This is a genomic window from Streptomyces sp. 11-1-2 (genome assembly GCF_003595545.1).
In the GTDB taxonomy this organism is placed as follows: domain Bacteria; phylum Actinomycetota; class Actinomycetes; order Streptomycetales; family Streptomycetaceae; genus Streptomyces; species Streptomyces hygroscopicus_B.
Genome location: NZ_CP022545.1, coordinates 7,364,663 through 7,382,274, shown reverse-complemented (window position 1 = coordinate 7,382,274; position 17,612 = coordinate 7,364,663). Strand labels below are relative to the sequence as shown.

Below are 17,612 nucleotides of genomic sequence, written 5' to 3'. Positions count from 1 at the left end.
CCGACAGCTCGGAGTGGGCGCTGCCGAAGTGCTCGTCCTGTCCGCCTGACGCTGTGATCGGCCTACTCCCTTCCCGCGCTCAGCGTCGGCGGCTCAAGGTGCGCCACCTCACGGTCGAAGTAGGAGATCACCTCTTCACCCACCGCGTAGAGCGCCTTGATGTAGTTCTCCCAGCGCTCGACAAGGTCACGGTCGGTGTAGCGGATCGCGCCGTTCGCAACTCCTGCTTCCGTGTACAGGACTTGGAAGAGGGTGCGGCCGCCCAGCACAACCACTTCCGGAAGCGGGCCGGTGTCCTCCGAGGCGGCCACCTGTTCGGCGGAAACGACCCTGGTCCGCTGCCCGTACTCCGCACGCTGCCGCTGGGAGTGGAGTTCCCACCGCACATACGGCGTCAGTGGCCTCTCGACCACCCGCACACGGTGAAAGGCATACCCCCTGCGCTCGTCCTCCTGAGCGGCCGCGGCCAGGGAGTCGCGCCGGTCGGCGAGAAGCCGCAGCGCCTCCTCCCAGTCGCCCCGGCGCAGAGCGTCCCGGCTCGGACTGCCCTGCTCCTCGAAATGCTGTCGGCGCTCCAGCTTCCAGGAACTCCCGTCACGGACCGCGTCCTCCCGCTGCCGGAAATCCTGCTTGTAGGCGGCGCGGGTGAGCCGATCGCCCTGCTCGGGAACGAGAACGGGGGCGAGGAGATCAAGCATCGGCGATGTCCTTCTTTGCCGCGCTGAGCATGTTCCCTGGGATGACGACCAGCCGCTCATCAGGAGCGAGGCTCACGCCCTGCGGCAGGCGGGGGCCGTAGACGGCTGTCAGATCCCGGCCGATCACAGCCACATCACCGTTGTCGAGCTGCCAGATGTCCGGACACTCGTCGTTGCCGTCGGAGTTCCCGAGCTCTTCGGCCGACTTTCCCAGCCGACGGTCGAATAACGCGGACGGGTCAGCCTCCCAGGCACGGGCCATGTCTGCCTCCGGTCGAGGTGGTCGAGCACGCTGTGGCTACCCACTGTATCCAGGACCACACCCGTAGGTAGGGGTCGCCCCACGGCCGAGCCGCCGGGTGGTGGCACGGAAGCCGTCAGGGGCTGCTCCCCGTGTGGTCGGAGCGCAGGTCGGCTACGTGCGCGCTCGAGTCACCGGCACCGGGACGGTCGTCTGGATCACCAGCTCCCCGCCCAACAACGGCTCGGTTCGTCCCCATTTGCCGCGTCCCCCGCCGGGCACTCGAGCCTGCGAGAAGCGCCTGACGACAACAGGGGGCCGTGCCATACGACGATTCTCAACCGGCCGTCGGACGTCCCTGGCTCCGGTCGTACAGGCGCGGCTTTCGGGAGCCGGTTGTGGATTCACAGGCCGTGCTGGTCGAGGAGCCGCATCAGGTTGCGTTTGCGCTTCTGACCGGCGCGCAGGGCGGTGAGGTACGTGGTGAACTCGTCCTGGGTACCCAGGCGGCGGTGGCAGTCGCGGATGCTCAGCAGCAGGCTGGTGAGCTGCTCGTAGATCGCGTTGCCCGTCTGCTTCGTGAGGGGTTCGGCCAGGCGCCGGTAGACGCCGAGCGCGTCGGCGGGGCGGGCGGCACGGGCCTGGTCGGCGAGCGTGAGCCACTGTTGGTCGTGGGCGCCGGTCTCGGTGGCGGCTTGCCAGGCCGCGTCGGTGTCCTTGTCGTCGAGCAGGGCGTCGATCAGGGCCGGGCCGCCGTACCGGGAGTGCTGTTGCTGCTCTGCGTCGGCACGCAGCAGAGCCAGCGCTCCCTCACGCTCGGCCGGCCAGCAGTCCGCGGCCCCGGCGGCGGCTCGCAGTTGCTGGTACGCGGGCAGGGTGCGGCGGGCGCCGAAGTGGTCGCGGCGCAGGGCAACAGCATCCGGCAGTCGGTCCGCCTGGGTGTAGCGGTCGCAGAGGTAGTCGACAAGGGCGGTGTCGACGGCGGCGAGGTCGCGGGCGTTCTGGATGCCGCGTTCCGCCCAGCGCAGGGCCTCGTCGGGGCGCCGGGCGGTGTCCAACTCGTGGGCGATGACCAGGTGCGTGTGGCCGTTCGGTGACAGGTCGGCCGCATGCACGGCGATCACCGCGTCGACGTCACCTCCCGCCTTGGCCAGACGCTCCATCAGGTATTTCTCCGCCCAGCCGCGGCGGTTGCCTCGCCACGCCTCGACCGCCGACTTCCGCAGGACGGCCATCCCCTCTTCGCCGAGGATTTCCTCGTAGTCGAGCGGGTCGATGTCCGTGAGGCCGTCGTCCCCGTCGCCGAGCGCATGGTCCACCAGCCAGCGCACGAGTTCCCCGGGGTCGGGGCGTGCCGCACGGCACGCTTCGAGGTGGGCGGCGGCGAGGTCCGCACCGACCTGCCCGAGCCATCCGTCCGAGTCGTCGACGCTCTCCACCGCGTCGGCGAGCAGCTTCATCGCCTCCCGCGCCAGGGTGATCGCGTCGTCGGCCCGGCCCGAACCGGTGAGCGCGCCGATCGCGGACACCGCCTGCCCGGCCTGGTCGGCGTAGGCGCGGGCATCGGCGTACTCGACATACCCGTACTGCGCGAACGGTGAGATGTCCAGCAGATCACGGATACGGGCCCGGACCGCGGCGAGATCCCCGCGAGCACTCGCGACCCGAAGCTCCAGACGGCGCCGCAACTGCCGGTCCTCGCCGACCTGTTCCCGCACCAGAGCGAGCAACTCGTCCTTGGACAGATCGGACAGCCACCCGTCAAGGTCCTGCGCACGGTCCCGGGCCGCCTTCCGCTGCCGCGGCAGGCTCTCTCGCTGGGCGAGCACCGTCAGGCCGAGGGCGACCAGATGCTTGCAGAAGTTGCCCTCCATGCCGTACGGGCAGTCACACTCACCGGAAAGCCCGCCGGGCCCGTCCAGCGCCAACTCCACCTCGTACCGCTCCGTGCCGTGGACACTCGCGGTGACCCAGCCGTCACCGACCTCGACCCCGGACACCGCGTCCAGGTAGCCGACCCCGCGCTCGTAGGAACGGGAGCCGGCCAGCATTTTGAGGTTCGCCTCAGTGAGGCCGCGCATGGTACTTCCGCTCTGCCGTGGTTGTGCTCTTGATGCTCCGCCAGCCTAGGCGAGGCCAGGGGCGCGAGCTGACGACTTCGGCAGGCTTGGCCTCCAACCCCGGCGCCTCATTCGCCGGATGTGTTCGGCGGCCCTGTGCGGAGCGCCGCCGCCGGTGACGAGCACCCCGGCTTCCGGGTTCCTTCTTGCCCCGGATTCAGCGAGATTCGCGCTGCCCGCCAGCAGGACCCGTGAGCGCGCTCCCAGGGCGTGGTGCCGCCGGGTTCCCACAGCGCGGCTACCGCGACAACCTGATATCCCCCTCCTGAAGCTCAGCCCCGGGTCGCAGGTGTTCCCAGCCTGCCTCGCATCGGCACGGTGGCGGGCCTACTCCATGGCCCGGCCCGCGGTGCGCATCAGTTCACGGATTTTGTACCCGTAGATCTCGGCGAGGTTCTCCCCCGCGTAGCACAGCACCTCGTCGCCGTGGTAGTCGCCTTCGCAGGCGTCCAGGCCGTCGAGTACGCCGAGGGCCACGGCCTCGGCCGCGTCGGGCACGCCCAGCGCCAGCCGGCGGCGGACATCGGCCTCGTGCTGTTCGATGACCGGCTCGATCAGGCGGCTTGCCGCCTCGTATACGTCGGTGTACCCGAAGCCGGGGCGGTAGCCGGTGGTCAGACTGTCGGTGTCCAGGGCGCGCAGGGCCTGCTCGACATCGGCCGCCGTCCCCTCCTGAAGGGCGTTCAGTTCGGTGCGTTCACGCGGAGCGAGCAGTCGTACGGCCATCTTGTCGGCCTCCGTGCGCAGTTCGGGCCGAGCGTCCAGCAGCCGGTCCAGAACGGTGGCCTTCTCCACGGCGGTGAGCGCGTGCAGGGCTTCGTCGGGCGTGCGGCGAGTGGTGGGCGGAGTGTGCCAGGGCAGGCGCCGTTCGACGGCGTGCAGGGCGAGCGCGACGGCATGTCGGCACAAGCGTCCTGAGGCCAGGGCGCACGGACCGTCGCATTCCGCCGTCAGTTCCCGCCCTACGACCTGCACCCATACGCCGCAGGCGGCGCCCGAGCCGTCCCGCACCAAGCCGCTGACGCCGCGCTGCTCACTCTCCGCCTCGATCACCGCGCCGTCGGCGAGCAGCGTCCGCCCCTCGGTGACCTCGGTGTCGTCGGCGAACGCGTGCACTGTCTCCTCGTCCATGACCACAGCCATGCGGTCATTCAAGCGCGCCCCCGGGTGGGCGTACGGGCGGCCCCGTGCGCAGCGGTCGCAGCGTCGATCGTCTACGTGCCCACTCGATTCACCGGGACGGCCGTTCGGATCTCGCCGCATATCGTCGTCGGCCGACGTCAAGGAAGGGATACGCACGGTGGCGCCATCGGGTGAAGCGACGCATGTCATGAGTACGCAGGGGAGATTAGACCGATCAGCTGACATCACGCTGCGGCAATGCGGACCACGAACCAGCGTCAGTCCGTGCCGGGGATGACGTCCACCAGCCCGTCACTCAGATGTCCGGGAACCGTCGAGGAGCCGTGCCGCTGATCACCTCGCCGCGCTGTGCGGCAGCCGGGTCACCGTTATCAGGATCTGGCCGCGGACGTGGGCGAACCGCGCCCTCACCTCCCGCACGTGGCGGCGGTCGTGCTGCGTCCGCCGGATCTGTCAGTGGTGCGCCGTACGGTTTTCTTCGTGGCCGGCGATGTTTCTGGGGGCGGAGCCGGCTGCCGATGAGGTACGTCGTGTCATTCTGCTCTCGGTGGGAGGTCGGTGTGGTCTGCGAGCGACCGGTCGCTCTGCGCGTGCGGGGCGTGACGCCTAAGCGGCGGGGCATCCTGTCAATACCCGCGGCGGAGATTTCCGCCCTGGTGTACGTGTCGGGAAGAATGCCGGGACGATGACGTCACCAGCTTCCGGTCCGCGCGGCAGCGAGCACGCGCCGTTCATCCATCTGACCGTGCCGAACGCGGCTTTGTACCGTCAGGTGATGCGTTCGTTCCTCGCGGCGAAGGAGCGGTTCGCGGTGCATCTGCGGCCCGAGGACGTGCACGCCGCGCTGCCGCCGGAGCATCGGCCGACGGATCCGGACGCGGTCGTGAAGGCGCTGGACAGCCTCGTGGAGTGGGGCAATCTGCGGGCGGATCCGGACACCTCGCGGGTCACCGCGGTCGAGGACTTCTACCGCAAGCGGTTCATCTACCAGCTCACGCAGGCCGGGGAGGCCGCCGAGCAGGCGTTGTCGGTGTACGACGAGGCGCTGGGGCGGCGCGGTGCGCTGCAGGCGGTGGCGTTGCACGACATCGTCACGCAGCTGCGGGCCCTTCTGGTGATCGCGGCCGAGCGGGAGGAGGGCGGGCCGGACGCGGCGAAGGCGCATCTGGCGCTGTCGGCGCTGACGGGCCGGTTCGAGGCGCTGGCGGAGAACGCGCGGGCGTTCATGGGGTCGCTGCAGCGCACCATGGATCTGCACGGTGTGGAGGTCGAGGTGTTCCTCGCCTACAAGGACCGGCTGATCCAGTACCTGGAGCGGTTCATCCAGGACCTGATCACGCTGGGCGGGCGGATCGCGGTGCTCATCGGCGAGCTGGAGCAGGACGGGCGGGCCGGTGTGCTGCTGCGGCTGGCGGCGGCCCGTGAGGCGGCCGACGCCGCGCCCGAGGACGCCGAGAGCGCCGGGGAGCAGGCGTATGAGCGGTGGGTAGCGAAGTGGTCGGGGCTCACCGCCTGGTTCGTCTCCGCGGACGGCCGTGAGTCGCAGGCCCGGCTGCTGCGCGGGCGGGCCCTCGGGGCCATCCCGCAACTCCTCGCGGTGGTCAGGCAGTTGAACGAGCGGCGGGCCGGGCGTTCGGACCGGTCCGCGGACTTCCGTACCCTGGCCCGCTGGTTCGCCGAGGCCCCGGACGACGAGGCGCGGCACCGGCTGTGGCGCACCGCCTTCGGTCTGTACTCCGCGCGTCATCTGACCGTGGACGCCGATACCCTGGCCGAGCGCACGGCCCGCCCGGTGCCCGCCTCCACGCCCTGGGCCGAGGCCGAGCCGCTGCGGATCAGCCCGCAACTGCGCCGTACCGGCGGCTACGAACGCCGCGGGCGGGCCCGCCGGGTGCAGGACCGCTCCGAGCAGCGACACCGGCTCGCCGAGATCGCCGCCAGGCAGGCGGAGGAGATCGCCGCCGCCCGTGCCCGGCTCGCGACGGACGACACCATACGGTTGTCCGCGCTGGGAGAACTCGACCCGGTGGCCTTCGGGCTGTTCTTGCAGCTGCTCGGCGATGCCCTGGCCACGTGGCGACCCGGTATGACGAACACGGTGGCGACCAGCAACGACGGCTCGATGGAGATCCGGCTGACGGCCCTCGCCGACGGGACGACAGCCGAAATCCGTACGCCGGGCGGGACCTTCCGCGGCCCCGACCACCTGATCGAGATCACCGATCTCACCCGGCCCGGCCGCGCGGGACAGCCACGCACCGGCCGAGACGATTGAGGGGGAGCCATGACCACGCCCCTGGGCGAGGTGCTGGACGGCCGGCGAACGGCCGAGGTGCACAAGGCGGCCCGGACGCTGTTGAAGGAGCCGCTGTTGCTGGCGCGGGGCCCGCACGCGGACGAGTTCCGGCTGGTGCGGCAGCACGCGTCGGAGCTGCGCGACTGGTTCGACCGCAACACCGGCTGGTCGCTGCGGGTGGACGCGGAGGCCGCCCGGCTGGCCCGGACGCCCGGCGCCTTGGCCGATCCCACCCATCCGGCGCGCGAGGCGTCCCGTGGCCGCGCCGCGTTCACGCGCCGCCGGTATGTGCTGCTGTGTCTGGCGCTGGCCGCGCTGGAGCGGGGTGAGGCGCAGATCGCCCTGGGCCGCCTGGCCGAGCAGGTGGTGCTGGACGCCGCTGATCCCCACCTGGCCGCCGCCGGGGTGGAGTTCACCATGGAGCGCCGCGACGAACGCCTGGATCTGGCGGCGGTGGTGCGGCTGCTGCTGCGCCATGGGGTGCTGCGTCGGGTGGCCGGCGAGGAGGAGGCATACGTCAGCGGTAGCGGCGACGTGCTCTACGACGTGCAGCGGCGCGTCCTGGCCGGGCTGCTGGCCGCCCGCCGGGGCCCGTCGACGATCATCACCGAGGACTTCGAGGACCGACTGGCCGAGCTGACCGCCGAGAGCGCGCTGGACAGCGACGAGCTCCGTTTCCGCGCGATCCGCCAGCGGCTGACCCGGAGGCTGCTGGACGACCCGGTGCTGTACTACGAGGAGCTGACCGACGAGGAACTCGGCTACCTGACCCGCCAGCGCGCCTTCCTCACCGCCCGCATCACGGAACTGACCGGCCTGGTTCCCGAGGTGCGGGCCGAGGGCATCGCCATGGTCGACCCGCACGACGATCTGACCGACGTACGGATGCCGGAGCAGGGCACGCACGGGCACGTCACCCTGCTGCTCGCCGAACACCTGGCGGCCATGGACGGCGGGGTGAGCCGCGCCGACCTCGAACGCAAGGTTCAGGAGCTGGCCGCCGAACACGGTGCGTTCTGGTCGAAGAGCGCCAAGCAGCCCGGCGCGGAGGCGGAGCTGGTCGGCCAGGCGCTGGAGAGGCTCACCGCGCTCGGCCTGGTCGCCACCACCCCGAAGGGCATCGTCCCGCTGCCCGCGCTCGCGCGGTACGCGGTCGGCGAGACCGTCGTGACGGAACCTGGACAGGCTTCCGCCCGCACACCCCGTGCTCCTCGCACGCCCCGCACACCCCGCACACTCAAGCGAAAGGCACCGCAGTCGTGACCGCCCTGCCCGACCCGACACCCGGCCGGTGGCAGCCGCTGCGCATCGGCCTGGTCGACCTCTTCCACTACGACACGGAGGAGTTCTGGTTCCGTGACGGCCGCCTGCTGCTGCGCGGCAACAACGGCACCGGCAAGTCCAAAGTGCTCGCCCTGACCCTGCCCTTCCTCCTGGACGGCGACCTGTCCGCCCGCCGGGTGGAACCCGACGCCGACCCGGGCAAGCGCATGGAGTGGAACCTGCTGCTCGGCGGCCGGCACCCGCACCCGGAGCGGCTCGGCTACACCTGGATCGAATTCGGCCGCCGTGACCAGGACTCGGGCCGCGCGCACTTCCGCACGCTGCTGTGCGGGCTGAAAGCGGTAACGGGCCGCGGCATCGCCCGCCACTGGTACGCGGTCACCGACCAGCGCATCGGCGAGGAGCTGACCCTGCTCGACGCCACCGGCACCGCGCTGTCGCGGGATCGCCTGGCCGAGGCCGTCGCCGGCCGCGGCATGGTCCACGACCAGGCGAAGGCGTACCGCAGGGCGGTCGACGAGGCGCTGTTCGGGCTCGGCGAGCGGCGCTACGCCGCCCTGGTCGACCTGCTCATCCAGCTGCGCCAGCCCCAGCTGTCCAAGCGCCCGAATGAGACGGCGCTGTCCCGCGCGCTGACCGAGGCGCTGCCGCCCATGGACCAGGCGGTGATCGCCGATGTGGCCGAGGCGTTCCGCTCCCTGGACGAGGAGAAGGAGGAACTGCGAGCGGCCGGTGAGGCCGAACGGGCCGCCTCCGCCTTCCTCGACCACTACCGACGCTACGCCCGCGTGGCCACCCGCCGACGGGCCCGGCTGCCGCGCAGCGAACACGCCCGCTACGAACAGCTGCACCGTGACCTGTCCCAGGCGCGGACCGAGCGGGAGGATGCCGAGCGGCAACGGGCGGAGGCCGCGGAGCGGATCGCCCAGCTGGAGGAGACGGCCGTGCGGCTGACGGCCCAGGACGCCGCGCTGCGCGTGGGTCCGGAGATGCGCAGCGCCCGGGAGCTCGAGCAGGCGGCGGCCGATGCGCGGCGCACCGCCGACGACCGGGCCCGAGCGAAGACGGACCGGGACCAGGCCGCCCAGGCGAACTCCCGCGCCCTCGGCCGCCTGACAAGCGCCGAAGGGCGGCTGACAGCGGCCGAGCAGCAGGTTGAGAACACGCTGCGCCAGGCAGGGGAGACGGCCCGAGCGGCCCGGCTCGACGACGTGCTGGGGCCCCACGACGCGGTCCCGGAGGCGGAACTGCGCCACGCGGCCGAGGAGTCGGTGGCACGCCGGAGGCGCACCCTCGACCACGTGGAGGAGCTGGCCGCTGGGGCCGAGCGGGCCGCCGGCGAACGGCGGGCCGCCGCCCGCCGCCTGGACGAGGCCCAGACCGAGGCCGCCCACACCGCCGAACGCCAGGCCCAGGCGGAGGCGTCCGCCACACAGGCGGGCCAGGACCTGGTGGGTGCCGTACGCGAACACCTCGACCGGTGCACGGAACTGGACCTTCCCGACCCGACGGGGCTCCTGGACGCTCTGCACGACTGGGGCACGCATCTGCACGGCCCCAGCCCCGCCCAGGAGCAGACCGCGGCAGCCCACCGCGGGCAGGCCGCGGACCTGGCCGACCAGGCCGCCGCACTCGGCCAGCGGCTGGCCGAACTGGCCGAGCGCCGCACCGCGGCGAGAAGGGAGCTGGCGGAGCTGGAGGCCGGTGGCCAGCACGGACCGGAGGCCCCCCGCACCCGTACCCCGGGCCTGCGCGACCGGACTCCCGGAGCGCCTCTGTGGAGGCTGGTCGACTTCCACGACCACGTCACTCCGGACGAACGGGCGGGGCTGGAGGCCGCGTTGGAGGCGTCCGGGCTGCTGGACGCGTGGGTGTGCCCGGACGGCACCATGCTGGAGCCGAGCGGGCACGACGTGCTGCTGTCCCCGCTGCCTTCGCATGCGTCGCCGGCCGGCTCCGTGCTCGCCGACGCGCTGCGGCCCGCCGTCGACCACGGCGATCCCCGGGCCACGCGGGTCGGTGAACCGGCCGTGTCCGCTCTCCTGGCGGCCATCGGTCTCGGGGATGCCGGTGCGCCCGGCACGTGGGTGGCGGCGGACGGCCGCTTCCGCGTCGGCGCGCTGACCGGCAGTTGGTCGAAGGAAGCGGCCGTGTACGTGGGTGAGGGCGCTCGCGAGGAAGCACGCCGCGCCCGGATCGCCACCCTGCGGGGCGAACTGGACGCCCTGGCCGCCGACACGGCACGCCGTGAAGCCGAACGCGCCACGGTGGCCGCGCGCCGCCGCACCCTGGACGCCGAACTGGCCGCCGTCCCCGACGACGCCCCCCTGCGCCACGCCCACGCGGTGGCCGCCGCGGCGGCGGACGCCGCCCACCGGGCCCGCACCCGCCAGGAGGAACGCGCGGCCGAACTCACCGAGGCGGCCCGCCGCGAAGCCGAAGCGGCCACCGCACTGACCGAGACGGCCGACGCCGTGAACCTGCCCGCCGACCGACCGGCCCGCACGGCCGTCCGCCAGGCCCTGGCCGACCACACGGCCGCCCTCGCCGCCCTGTGGCCGGCCCTGCGCGACCGGGCCGAGGCGCGCCGCGCTGTCGCCGACGAGCAGGCGGAAGCCGGCCGGACCCGAGAACGGCTGGCCGAACTGGACCAGCGTATGGCCGAGGCGGCCCGGCTCGCCGCCGCCGCGGACGAACACCACGCCACTCTCCGCTCGACCGTCGGCGCGGCCGTCGCCGAGCTGGAGCGCCGTCTGGCCGAAACCGCGGGTGCCCTCGCCACGTGCGAGCGGGACCAGAAGCAGGCCCGTCACGAGTACTCCGCCGCGGACCGCCGCGCCGGCCGCGCCGAGGGCCGTATCGAGCAGCTGGACAAGGATGTCCATGAAGCGGCGGCCACGCGCGCCGAGGCCATCGCCGCGCTCCAGCGGTTCGCGGCCACCGGCCTGCTGACCGTCGCCCTGCCCGAGGCTCCCGTACCGCCGCTGGACGGCGGATCCTGGGCCGCCACCCCGGCGATCGCGCTCGCCCGAGCGATCGAGGCGGCACTGTCCGGTACGGACGACTCCGACGGCGCCTGGGAACGCGTGCAGAAGCGGCTCAGCGAGGAGTACAAGAAGCTCCAGGACGTCCTCTCCCGGGGCGGCCACAGCGCCACGGCGCGCATGACCGAGGACGGGATGATCGTCGACCTCGTCTACCAGGGCCACGGGCGGGCCGTGCCCGAACTGGCCGGGGCCCTGGCCACCGAGGTCCAGGAGCTGACCCGCATACTGTCGGCGCACGAACGGGAAATCCTGGAGACCCACCTGCTGACCGAGGTCGCCGGCACCCTGCAGGAGCTGATCGACACTGCCGAGCGCCAGGTACACGCCATGAACACCGAACTCGAGCAGCGGCCAACCTCCACCGGCATGAAGCTGCGCCTGATGTGGCGGCCCTCCCGCAAGGCACCGGCCGGACTGGCACAGGCGCGGGCGCGGCTGCGCCAGTCCGCCGACGCTTGGGCGGCCGAGGACCGGGCGGCGGTCGGCGAGTTCCTGCAAGCCCAGATCGCCCGCGCGCAGGCCGAAAACGCCACCGGCAGCTGGCTGGAAGTGCTCGCCATCGCGCTCGACTACCGCGCCTGGCACGAATTCGGCATCGAACGCCACCAGCACGGCGCCTGGGTGCCCGCCACCGGGCCCGCCTCCGGCGGCGAACGCGTCCTGGCCGTCTCCGTACCCCTGTTCGCCGCCGCCTCCGCTCACTACGCCACCGCCGCTCCACACGCCCCGCGCCTGGTCACCCTGGACGAAGCCTTCGCCGGCGTCGACGACGACTCCCGCGCCAAGTGCCTGGGCCTGCTCCACGCCTTCGACCTGGACGTGGTGATGACCAGCGAGCGTGAATGGGCCTGCTACCCGCAAGTGCCCGGCATCGCCATCGCGCAGCTCTCCCGCGTCGACGACATCGACGCGGTCCTGGTGACCCGCTGGCAGTGGGACGGCGCCGAGCGGGCACGGGCCCCCGAACCCGACCGCCGCATGGCGACGGTCCCCGCACCGGCACACTCCCCCGGGGAGCCCGAGCCCACCCCCACCGCGAACCCCGCACCCGGCCAGGACGCCCTGTGGGCCTGAGAAGTGACCCAGGACCGCCCGTGGAGAGGAAGGGGAAGACCCTCACATGAGCGCACCCGACGCCCCCATCGGGCGCGTCGACCACGACCGCCTCACCCGTCTCCTCGGCCATCCGGGCTGTTCCTGGCTGCTTGTCCGGATACGCCGCCGCATGGAACGCGCCGAGCCACTCACCGGCCCGGTCATCCTGGCCGCGCCCACCGACGGCGAGCGGGCCGCCGCCGAGCGCCTGCTGGGCCGAGCCCCCGGCGGCGGGCGCTCGCTGAGCGTCCGGCTCGACGCCGTCGACACCATCCTGCGCCGCTCCGGCGTGAGCCCCGACGGCCTCGCCACCGCCGTCATCGCCCTCACCGGACCCGTCACCCTCCTCAGCGACGCACGCCGACGGGAGGCGGACGCCTGGCACGACGCGTACACCCCGCTCACCGGCTTGTGCTCCGAGCGGCCCGAACTGACCGACTGGGGCGAGCACCTACGCGTGAGCGGCCTCGTCCGCCGCCTCGCACGCGGCCCGGAGACCGCCCGGGCGCTACTCGCCTCCACCGCGACGGCGCTGCGGAGCCTGCCCACGGATCCGGCCGTCTCCCTCCCGGCCTTCGCCGCCCGCACCCTCGGCGATGCCCACGCCCTCGACGACGGCACCCCGCTCGCCACCCTCGTCCATTCCGGCATCCGCGCCCTGACCGGCTTCCCCGACGGCACCGGAGCCGAGTGGCGCCGCGAAGCATGGGCCTGCGCGGGACTCCTCAAAGACGCCCTGTCCTCCACCGTCCTGACCCTGGGCCTACGCGGCACACCCGCGCTGGACTGGGCCACCGGCACCGGGGAACCCGCCGTGCTCACCCTGCGCCAGCTCACCCGCACCCCTCCCCGCGAGGCGCCCCCGGTGGTGCACATCTGCGAGAACCCGACCGTGCTCGCCACCGCGGCCGACACCTACGGCCCGGCCTGCCCACCCCTGATCTGTCTCCAGGGCCAGCCCTCGGCCGCCGCCCTCACCCTCCTGCGCCACCTGCACTCCCACCGGGCGAAGCTGCTCTACCACGGCGACTTCGACTGGGGTGGCATACGCATCGCCGCTGCGTTGCTGCGGCGCGTCCCCTGGCACCCCTGGCGCTACACCACCGCCGACTACCGCGCCGCCACCGGCAGAAGCCCCATGGCACCATCCCTGACGGGCACACCTGCCACCGCTCCCTGGGACCCGGACCTGCGGGCCGCCCTCAGCGAACTCGGCGTACGCGTCGAGGAGGAAACCGTCCTCGACGAGCTCCTGACCGACCTCGCACCCTGACAACTCACGGGATCGCGTGGAGTATGCGTAGCAGCATAAGGAGCATGTCCGAGCCCACGCAGAAGTACTCGATCACGATGCCACGAAACATCGCCGAAGCCGCTCGCGCTCGCAGCGGGCCGTCCGGCCTGTCCGCTGACGTCGCCGCGGCCGTGGCCCGCCAGATCGAGCGCGACAACCTCAACGAGCTCATCACGGTCGCCGAGGCCGAACACGGACCGATCACCGACGAGGAGGTCCAAGCGCTCCGGGACCAACTCCAGCAGGTCCGTAGGCGGCAGGCGCCCGACGGAGCGAACACGGCATGACACGATCACCCGCCGCCGTACCCGGCGGCACCCTGGTCCTCGACAGCGAGGGACTCGCCAAGGCCGCACTGCAGGACCGCATGGTCACCGGCTGGCTCGCCCTGGCCCGCGCCGACGACCTCCGGTGATCACCAGCGACGCCACTCTCGTGGAGGTGGTCCACCCCCGGATCAACCGGCCGGCGCTGGAGTAGACCCTCTCCCGTCTCGTCGTCGAGCCGGTCACCGACGCCGTCGCCCGCCATGCCGCCGCCCTCCTGGCCGACACCGGCCTGCACGGCCACAAGTACGCCACCGACGCCATGCTCAGCGCCACCGCTCCCGCCGCCCCCGGGCCCACCACAGTGCTCACCTCCGACCCCGAGAACATCACGGCACTGTGCGGCGGACACGTCACCGTCATCAAGATCTGACGGCGCCCTCGTCGCGCGCTGCCGGGCGTGCCCAACACCCACAGCGGAAGCAGTGCGGTTCTTCTCACCCCCGGTGGCTCTGCCACGGCCGAGCCACCGGAGGCGGCTCCGTGCGGTGCGGGCAGAACGCCAATCGATTACGTGCGCGCTCGAGTCACCGGCACCGGGATGGCCGATTGGATCACCAGCTCACCGCCCATCAATGGATCGGTTTGTCCCCATTTGACGCGTCCCCCGCCCGGGGCACTCGCCGGGATCAGCACAGATCAAGTGCCGACCGGTAGCCGAGCATGTTGGTCCACCGCCGCAGCCGCAGCGGCTCGAAGGGTGTCAGGTCACCGAGCCACCATCACGTACCGATCATCTGGAGCGTGCGCGTGGTCCCGCCGTCAGGTGTCCGTGACGGTGGCTTGGGCGGCGGGTGTGGTCACCGCGACGCGCAGCGTTCCCTCGGCCGAGGGAACGAGCTGCGCCACCGTTTCGTCCTCTTCGTGGAGGGCGAACAGGGCCGGCACCGGGGCATCCGTGGAGACGTGGCGTACGGTCCAGTTGGCGCTCTTGAGGTACGCGTGTGCCCGTCCGATCGCGTCGGCTGCCTCCTCGGCGGTGAGCGGGTCGGTAGACCAGTCGTGGTGGAGCCAGGTGCCGTCGGCGTCCTGAACGGTGCGCACGACGTCACCCTCGCCTCGTGTCGCGTGCCTGACCCGCAACGCGTCGTAGATCCGGCTGGAGTGGTCGAGGGCACGGCGCACACCAGGGTCGTCGGCGGTCGTAGCCGAGTGCAGAGCCGTGTTGTCGGCCTTGGACGCGGAGTCCCCAGCAGGGGCGAAGCAGGGCGAGGTCACCCCGATGGAGGCGAGGCCCTCCCCCTTGGCCCGGTCCACGACCCCGGTGACGGCGTCCATCCAGAAGTCATCGGGTTCGGTGCGCATGTCGACCGTTGGAAAGGGCTTGGACCAGTCCTCGTCGGAGTCCTGGAATTTGTAGCCCTGCTTCACCCAGGCGTCCCGGGCCTGCCGCACCAGCTTCTTGGCCGCCGAGCCCGGGACCCCGGTGAGGTCGTAGCTGAGGCTGAGCTGCAGCCGATCGTCAGAACCATGATCATCGGCGACGCAAGGACCCACGGGCACGGGGCCACTTCGCTTGAGGGTCGGTTTGGGCGACATGCCATCGACAGCCTGGTGAATGATCTCTTCTGCGCGCTTGGTGGCCTGCTCTTCGTCCATGGTGACCTGCTTCGATGTCGCCTTGTCGTGCTTACCCTGGCCGTCCTGCTCCGATCCGCACGCCGCCGTCGCGAGCGCCACGGCCAGCAGGGCGACCGCCACCATCGTGGTGCGTAGTTTCACGGTCGCCCTCCGGTAACGATCTCGGCCATGTGGTTGAGAGATTTTCCCTCCCAGTACTGGGAGTGAGCGGGCATGAGTCCGTCCGAGCCGGGGGCCTTCCCATCGGCGACCTTGAACGTCTGACCACCGAAGTCATCGGTCGTGGGGTCGGTCCCGTGGACGATCGTATGGTCGTCGAAGAGCCGGACGTACTCCATCGGGTTCAAGGGCGCCAGGAATCCCGCTTTGGGAGGAGCAAGGTTGATCAAGTCGTTCTTGGCGGTGGCCGCCCACATGTGGTCCCGCGGGATGTTCAGGTCGTCGGCATGCTTGACCCCCATGCCCGGGCTGCCCACGGCGATCGCATTGTCCACGGGCACATCGGGGTGGTCTCGCATGGTCTCACCGGCCACCAGGCTGCCGTAGCTGTGACCCACGAGCGTCGAGTTCACATTTCCGCCGTGGGCCGTATCGATACCGGTCAGGAAGTCGTTCAGGGGCTGACGGGCTTGGTCGGCGTACTTGGTCTCCGAAGCGTCTCCCACGATGCTCTGGGGCGCGTCGTAGCCCAGCCAGAGAACCGACGCCGTCGAGTGATGCCGATCCGCCCGCTCCGCCTGCCTCTGGAGGAGCTCCGCCCTGCGGATGTCACCGTCGACAGAACTCAGCTTGGCGAAGGTTCCCGGCACGTAGGTGGCCACGTTGTCCGCCGTGTCAGGGTTGCCTATGGACACGATGGCGTGCCCGCGATTCTTGTTGTCGATGCCCAGGAGATAGGGGCGGCTGTCCTCACCCGTGTAGGTGTTGAAGCGACTCTGGATGGCGTCCATTCCGTCGATACGGCCCTGGATCTCCTTGCGTTTCGCGTCCCACCTCTTCCACGCCTCCGTCGGCACCTGCACATTCTCCATGGTGGTGCCCGTCATCGGGTTGAGGTACGGCTCGTAGTGCTTCGGCTCCTTCTTCAGCCAGTCGTTGAGCTGTCCCTGGGCGGCGCCGCGGGTCTCGGCGAGCACGAGCTGGTTCGCCTCACTGCGTACGGCGGACGGGAGTCCGTCCATCCGGCCGACCGAGTCGGGGTGCAGGGTGATGTACTCGGCCCGCTGCTCCTCGCTGAGGCCCTTCCACCACGAGGCGTTCTCCTTGGGGGTGCCGTGCTTCGGCGGGTCCTTGATCAAGTCCAGGTAGTCCTTGGCCGCCTTGTTCACCCCGCCGGTGTCGGACTTCACATCGACCCAGTCACGGCCCGAAACGACCAGATCGTCGTCGGCCTTCAGCGCTCGCAGCTTCGGCGCCCACTTCTCGTCCGCCTCCGTGGCCTCCTCCAGCGCATGCGCGATGCGGTTGGCGATGCCCTGAGCGATCTTGAAGTTCGGGTTGGGGTCGAAGTTGGCCGCCTGCCGGTCCACCGCCGACGCCGTCGGATCCGTGACCCCGTCGGCCTTACCGCCCTCGGGCTTCTTGCCGTCGCTCTCCTTGCCGGCCGCCGGATAGCTGACCGAGCCGTCGGAGTTCACCATGAACTTGTGAGTCCCGGCATCCTCCAACGCCGCATCCAGCTTTTTCTTCGCCGCGTCCACATCGAAGGCGAAACCGTTCAGTGCCGTACTGATCAGCCCGCATTCCACCTGTGTGTAGTGGAAGTTCCGCGACAGCTGCCGTAACTGTCCCTGCGCCGCCTCCAGTGCCTCGCCTTTCAGGGAATTCCGCATCCCCACCGCTATCTGGTTGTCGATATGCTCTTTGGCCGCGGACGCCATGTTCCCCATCGCGCGATACCCGTCCGCGGCGTTCTCGAACTCCGACGGCTTGAGTGTCTTGAGCGTCTTGAAGTCCATGCCCGCCTCACCCGTGCCCGGGCCGGCCGCCGACGGTGGGCGTGTCCTCGTACTTGGTCTTCAGCTTGTCGACCTCGGCCTTGACCGCGTGGTCGATGTTCGCGTGGTCGTGACCCGTCTGCTCCATCGCCTTCCGGAGCTCACCGCACCGCTTGCTCACGTCCTTGGCGTAACGCTTCCAGGAGTCGAGGACCGCGCGCTGGGCCGCGGCAGTTTGGCACCCCGCGTCCTTGCCTAAGCCTTTCTGCCCCTCGTCGAGCTTCGTCAGAGCGTTTGCGATGCCCTCACGTAGCGACCCGACGCCTTCACCCGCCTTGCGCCACGCGGCCTTGCTGGACTTTAGGTCCCCCGCTCCCCCGCTGAGCCCTTATCGGCACTGTCCAGCCTCATCCGCCCTGCGGCGTCCTGCTTGAGCTGGGTCCATTCATGCGCGAACGTCACCCCGTTAGCCCTCCCCGACTCAGGTCACTCAACAAGCCTATTGTGGCCTACTTTAGGGACGGTACTCGGCGCGGCGAGACGGGGTAGG

Annotated in this window: 12 protein-coding genes and 1 pseudogene; 6 read left to right on the top strand and 7 right to left on the bottom strand. The window is 71.2% G+C overall.

Features of this window, described 5'->3' with window-relative positions:
• Nucleotides 1-62 precede the first annotated feature (62 nt).
• From CGL27_RS31825 to CGL27_RS31805, 4 genes are all read right to left on the bottom strand, one after another.
• A complete protein-coding gene (locus CGL27_RS31825; protein WP_119991480.1) occupies nucleotides 63-698 on the bottom strand; it encodes a DUF6879 family protein in 636 nt (211 codons plus the stop codon).
• A complete protein-coding gene (locus tag CGL27_RS31820; RefSeq protein WP_119991479.1) occupies nucleotides 691-960 on the bottom strand; it encodes a hypothetical protein in 270 nt (89 codons plus the stop codon). The genes CGL27_RS31825 and CGL27_RS31820 overlap by 8 nt, the downstream gene beginning before the upstream one ends.
• Before the next feature lie 383 nt (nucleotides 961-1,343).
• The gene (locus CGL27_RS31815; RefSeq protein ID WP_119991478.1) at nucleotides 1,344-3,020 is read right to left on the bottom strand and encodes a hypothetical protein; all 1,677 of its coding nucleotides are present in this window, start codon (nucleotides 3,018-3,020) and stop codon (nucleotides 1,344-1,346) included.
• A 366-nt stretch (nucleotides 3,021-3,386) separates the two neighbouring features.
• Nucleotides 3,387-4,202, bottom strand: coding sequence for a hypothetical protein (locus CGL27_RS31805; RefSeq protein ID WP_119991477.1), 816 nt, complete (start codon nucleotides 4,200-4,202; stop codon nucleotides 3,387-3,389).
• Between the two features lie 685 nt (nucleotides 4,203-4,887).
• Between CGL27_RS31805 and CGL27_RS31800 the strand changes: the two genes are divergently transcribed.
• The 6 genes and pseudogenes from CGL27_RS31800 (at nucleotide 4,888) to CGL27_RS50290 (ending at nucleotide 13,917) form a co-directional block, all read left to right on the top strand.
• Nucleotides 4,888-6,477 carry a TIGR02677 family protein gene (locus CGL27_RS31800; protein WP_119991476.1) on the top strand — a complete coding sequence of 530 codons (1,590 nt, stop codon included), beginning with the start codon at nucleotides 4,888-4,890 and terminating at the stop codon, nucleotides 6,475-6,477.
• 9 nt (nucleotides 6,478-6,486) lie between these two features.
• A complete protein-coding gene (locus CGL27_RS31795; RefSeq protein ID WP_119991475.1) occupies nucleotides 6,487-7,761 on the top strand; it encodes a TIGR02678 family protein in 1,275 nt (424 codons plus the stop codon).
• On the top strand, nucleotides 7,758-11,903 hold the full coding sequence (locus CGL27_RS31790) for a TIGR02680 family protein (protein ID WP_119991474.1): 4,146 nt from the start codon (nucleotides 7,758-7,760) through the stop codon (nucleotides 11,901-11,903). Before CGL27_RS31795 ends, CGL27_RS31790 begins: the two co-directional genes overlap by 4 nt.
• Nucleotides 11,904-11,949: 46 nt before the next feature.
• The gene (locus CGL27_RS31785) at nucleotides 11,950-13,197 is read left to right on the top strand and encodes a TIGR02679 family protein (RefSeq protein WP_119991473.1); all 1,248 of its coding nucleotides are present in this window, start codon (nucleotides 11,950-11,952) and stop codon (nucleotides 13,195-13,197) included.
• Between the two features lie 44 nt (nucleotides 13,198-13,241).
• On the top strand, nucleotides 13,242-13,505 hold the full coding sequence (locus tag CGL27_RS31780) for a CopG family transcriptional regulator (RefSeq protein ID WP_119991472.1): 264 nt from the start codon (nucleotides 13,242-13,244) through the stop codon (nucleotides 13,503-13,505).
• A pseudogene (locus CGL27_RS50290) lies at nucleotides 13,502-13,917 on the top strand (DNA-binding protein). The gene CGL27_RS31780 and the pseudogene CGL27_RS50290 overlap by 4 nt, the downstream one beginning before the upstream one ends.
• Before the next feature lie 389 nt (nucleotides 13,918-14,306).
• On the opposite strand, the gene CGL27_RS31770 reads toward CGL27_RS50290, so the two are convergent.
• From CGL27_RS31770 to CGL27_RS52375, 3 genes are read right to left on the bottom strand one after another with little or no spacing between them, the layout of a single operon-like run.
• Entirely contained in the window at nucleotides 14,307-15,266 is a 960-nt protein-coding gene (locus tag CGL27_RS31770; RefSeq protein WP_240450709.1) for a hypothetical protein, read from the bottom strand.
• Entirely contained in the window at nucleotides 15,263-17,083 is a 1,821-nt protein-coding gene (locus CGL27_RS31765) for an alpha/beta hydrolase (RefSeq protein ID WP_119991470.1), read from the bottom strand. Before CGL27_RS31765 ends, CGL27_RS31770 begins: the two co-directional genes overlap by 4 nt.
• Nucleotides 17,084-17,090: 7 nt before the next feature.
• Nucleotides 17,091-17,243, bottom strand: coding sequence for a hypothetical protein (locus CGL27_RS52375; protein ID WP_240450708.1), 153 nt, complete (start codon nucleotides 17,241-17,243; stop codon nucleotides 17,091-17,093).
• Nucleotides 17,244-17,612: the final 369 nt, after the last annotated feature.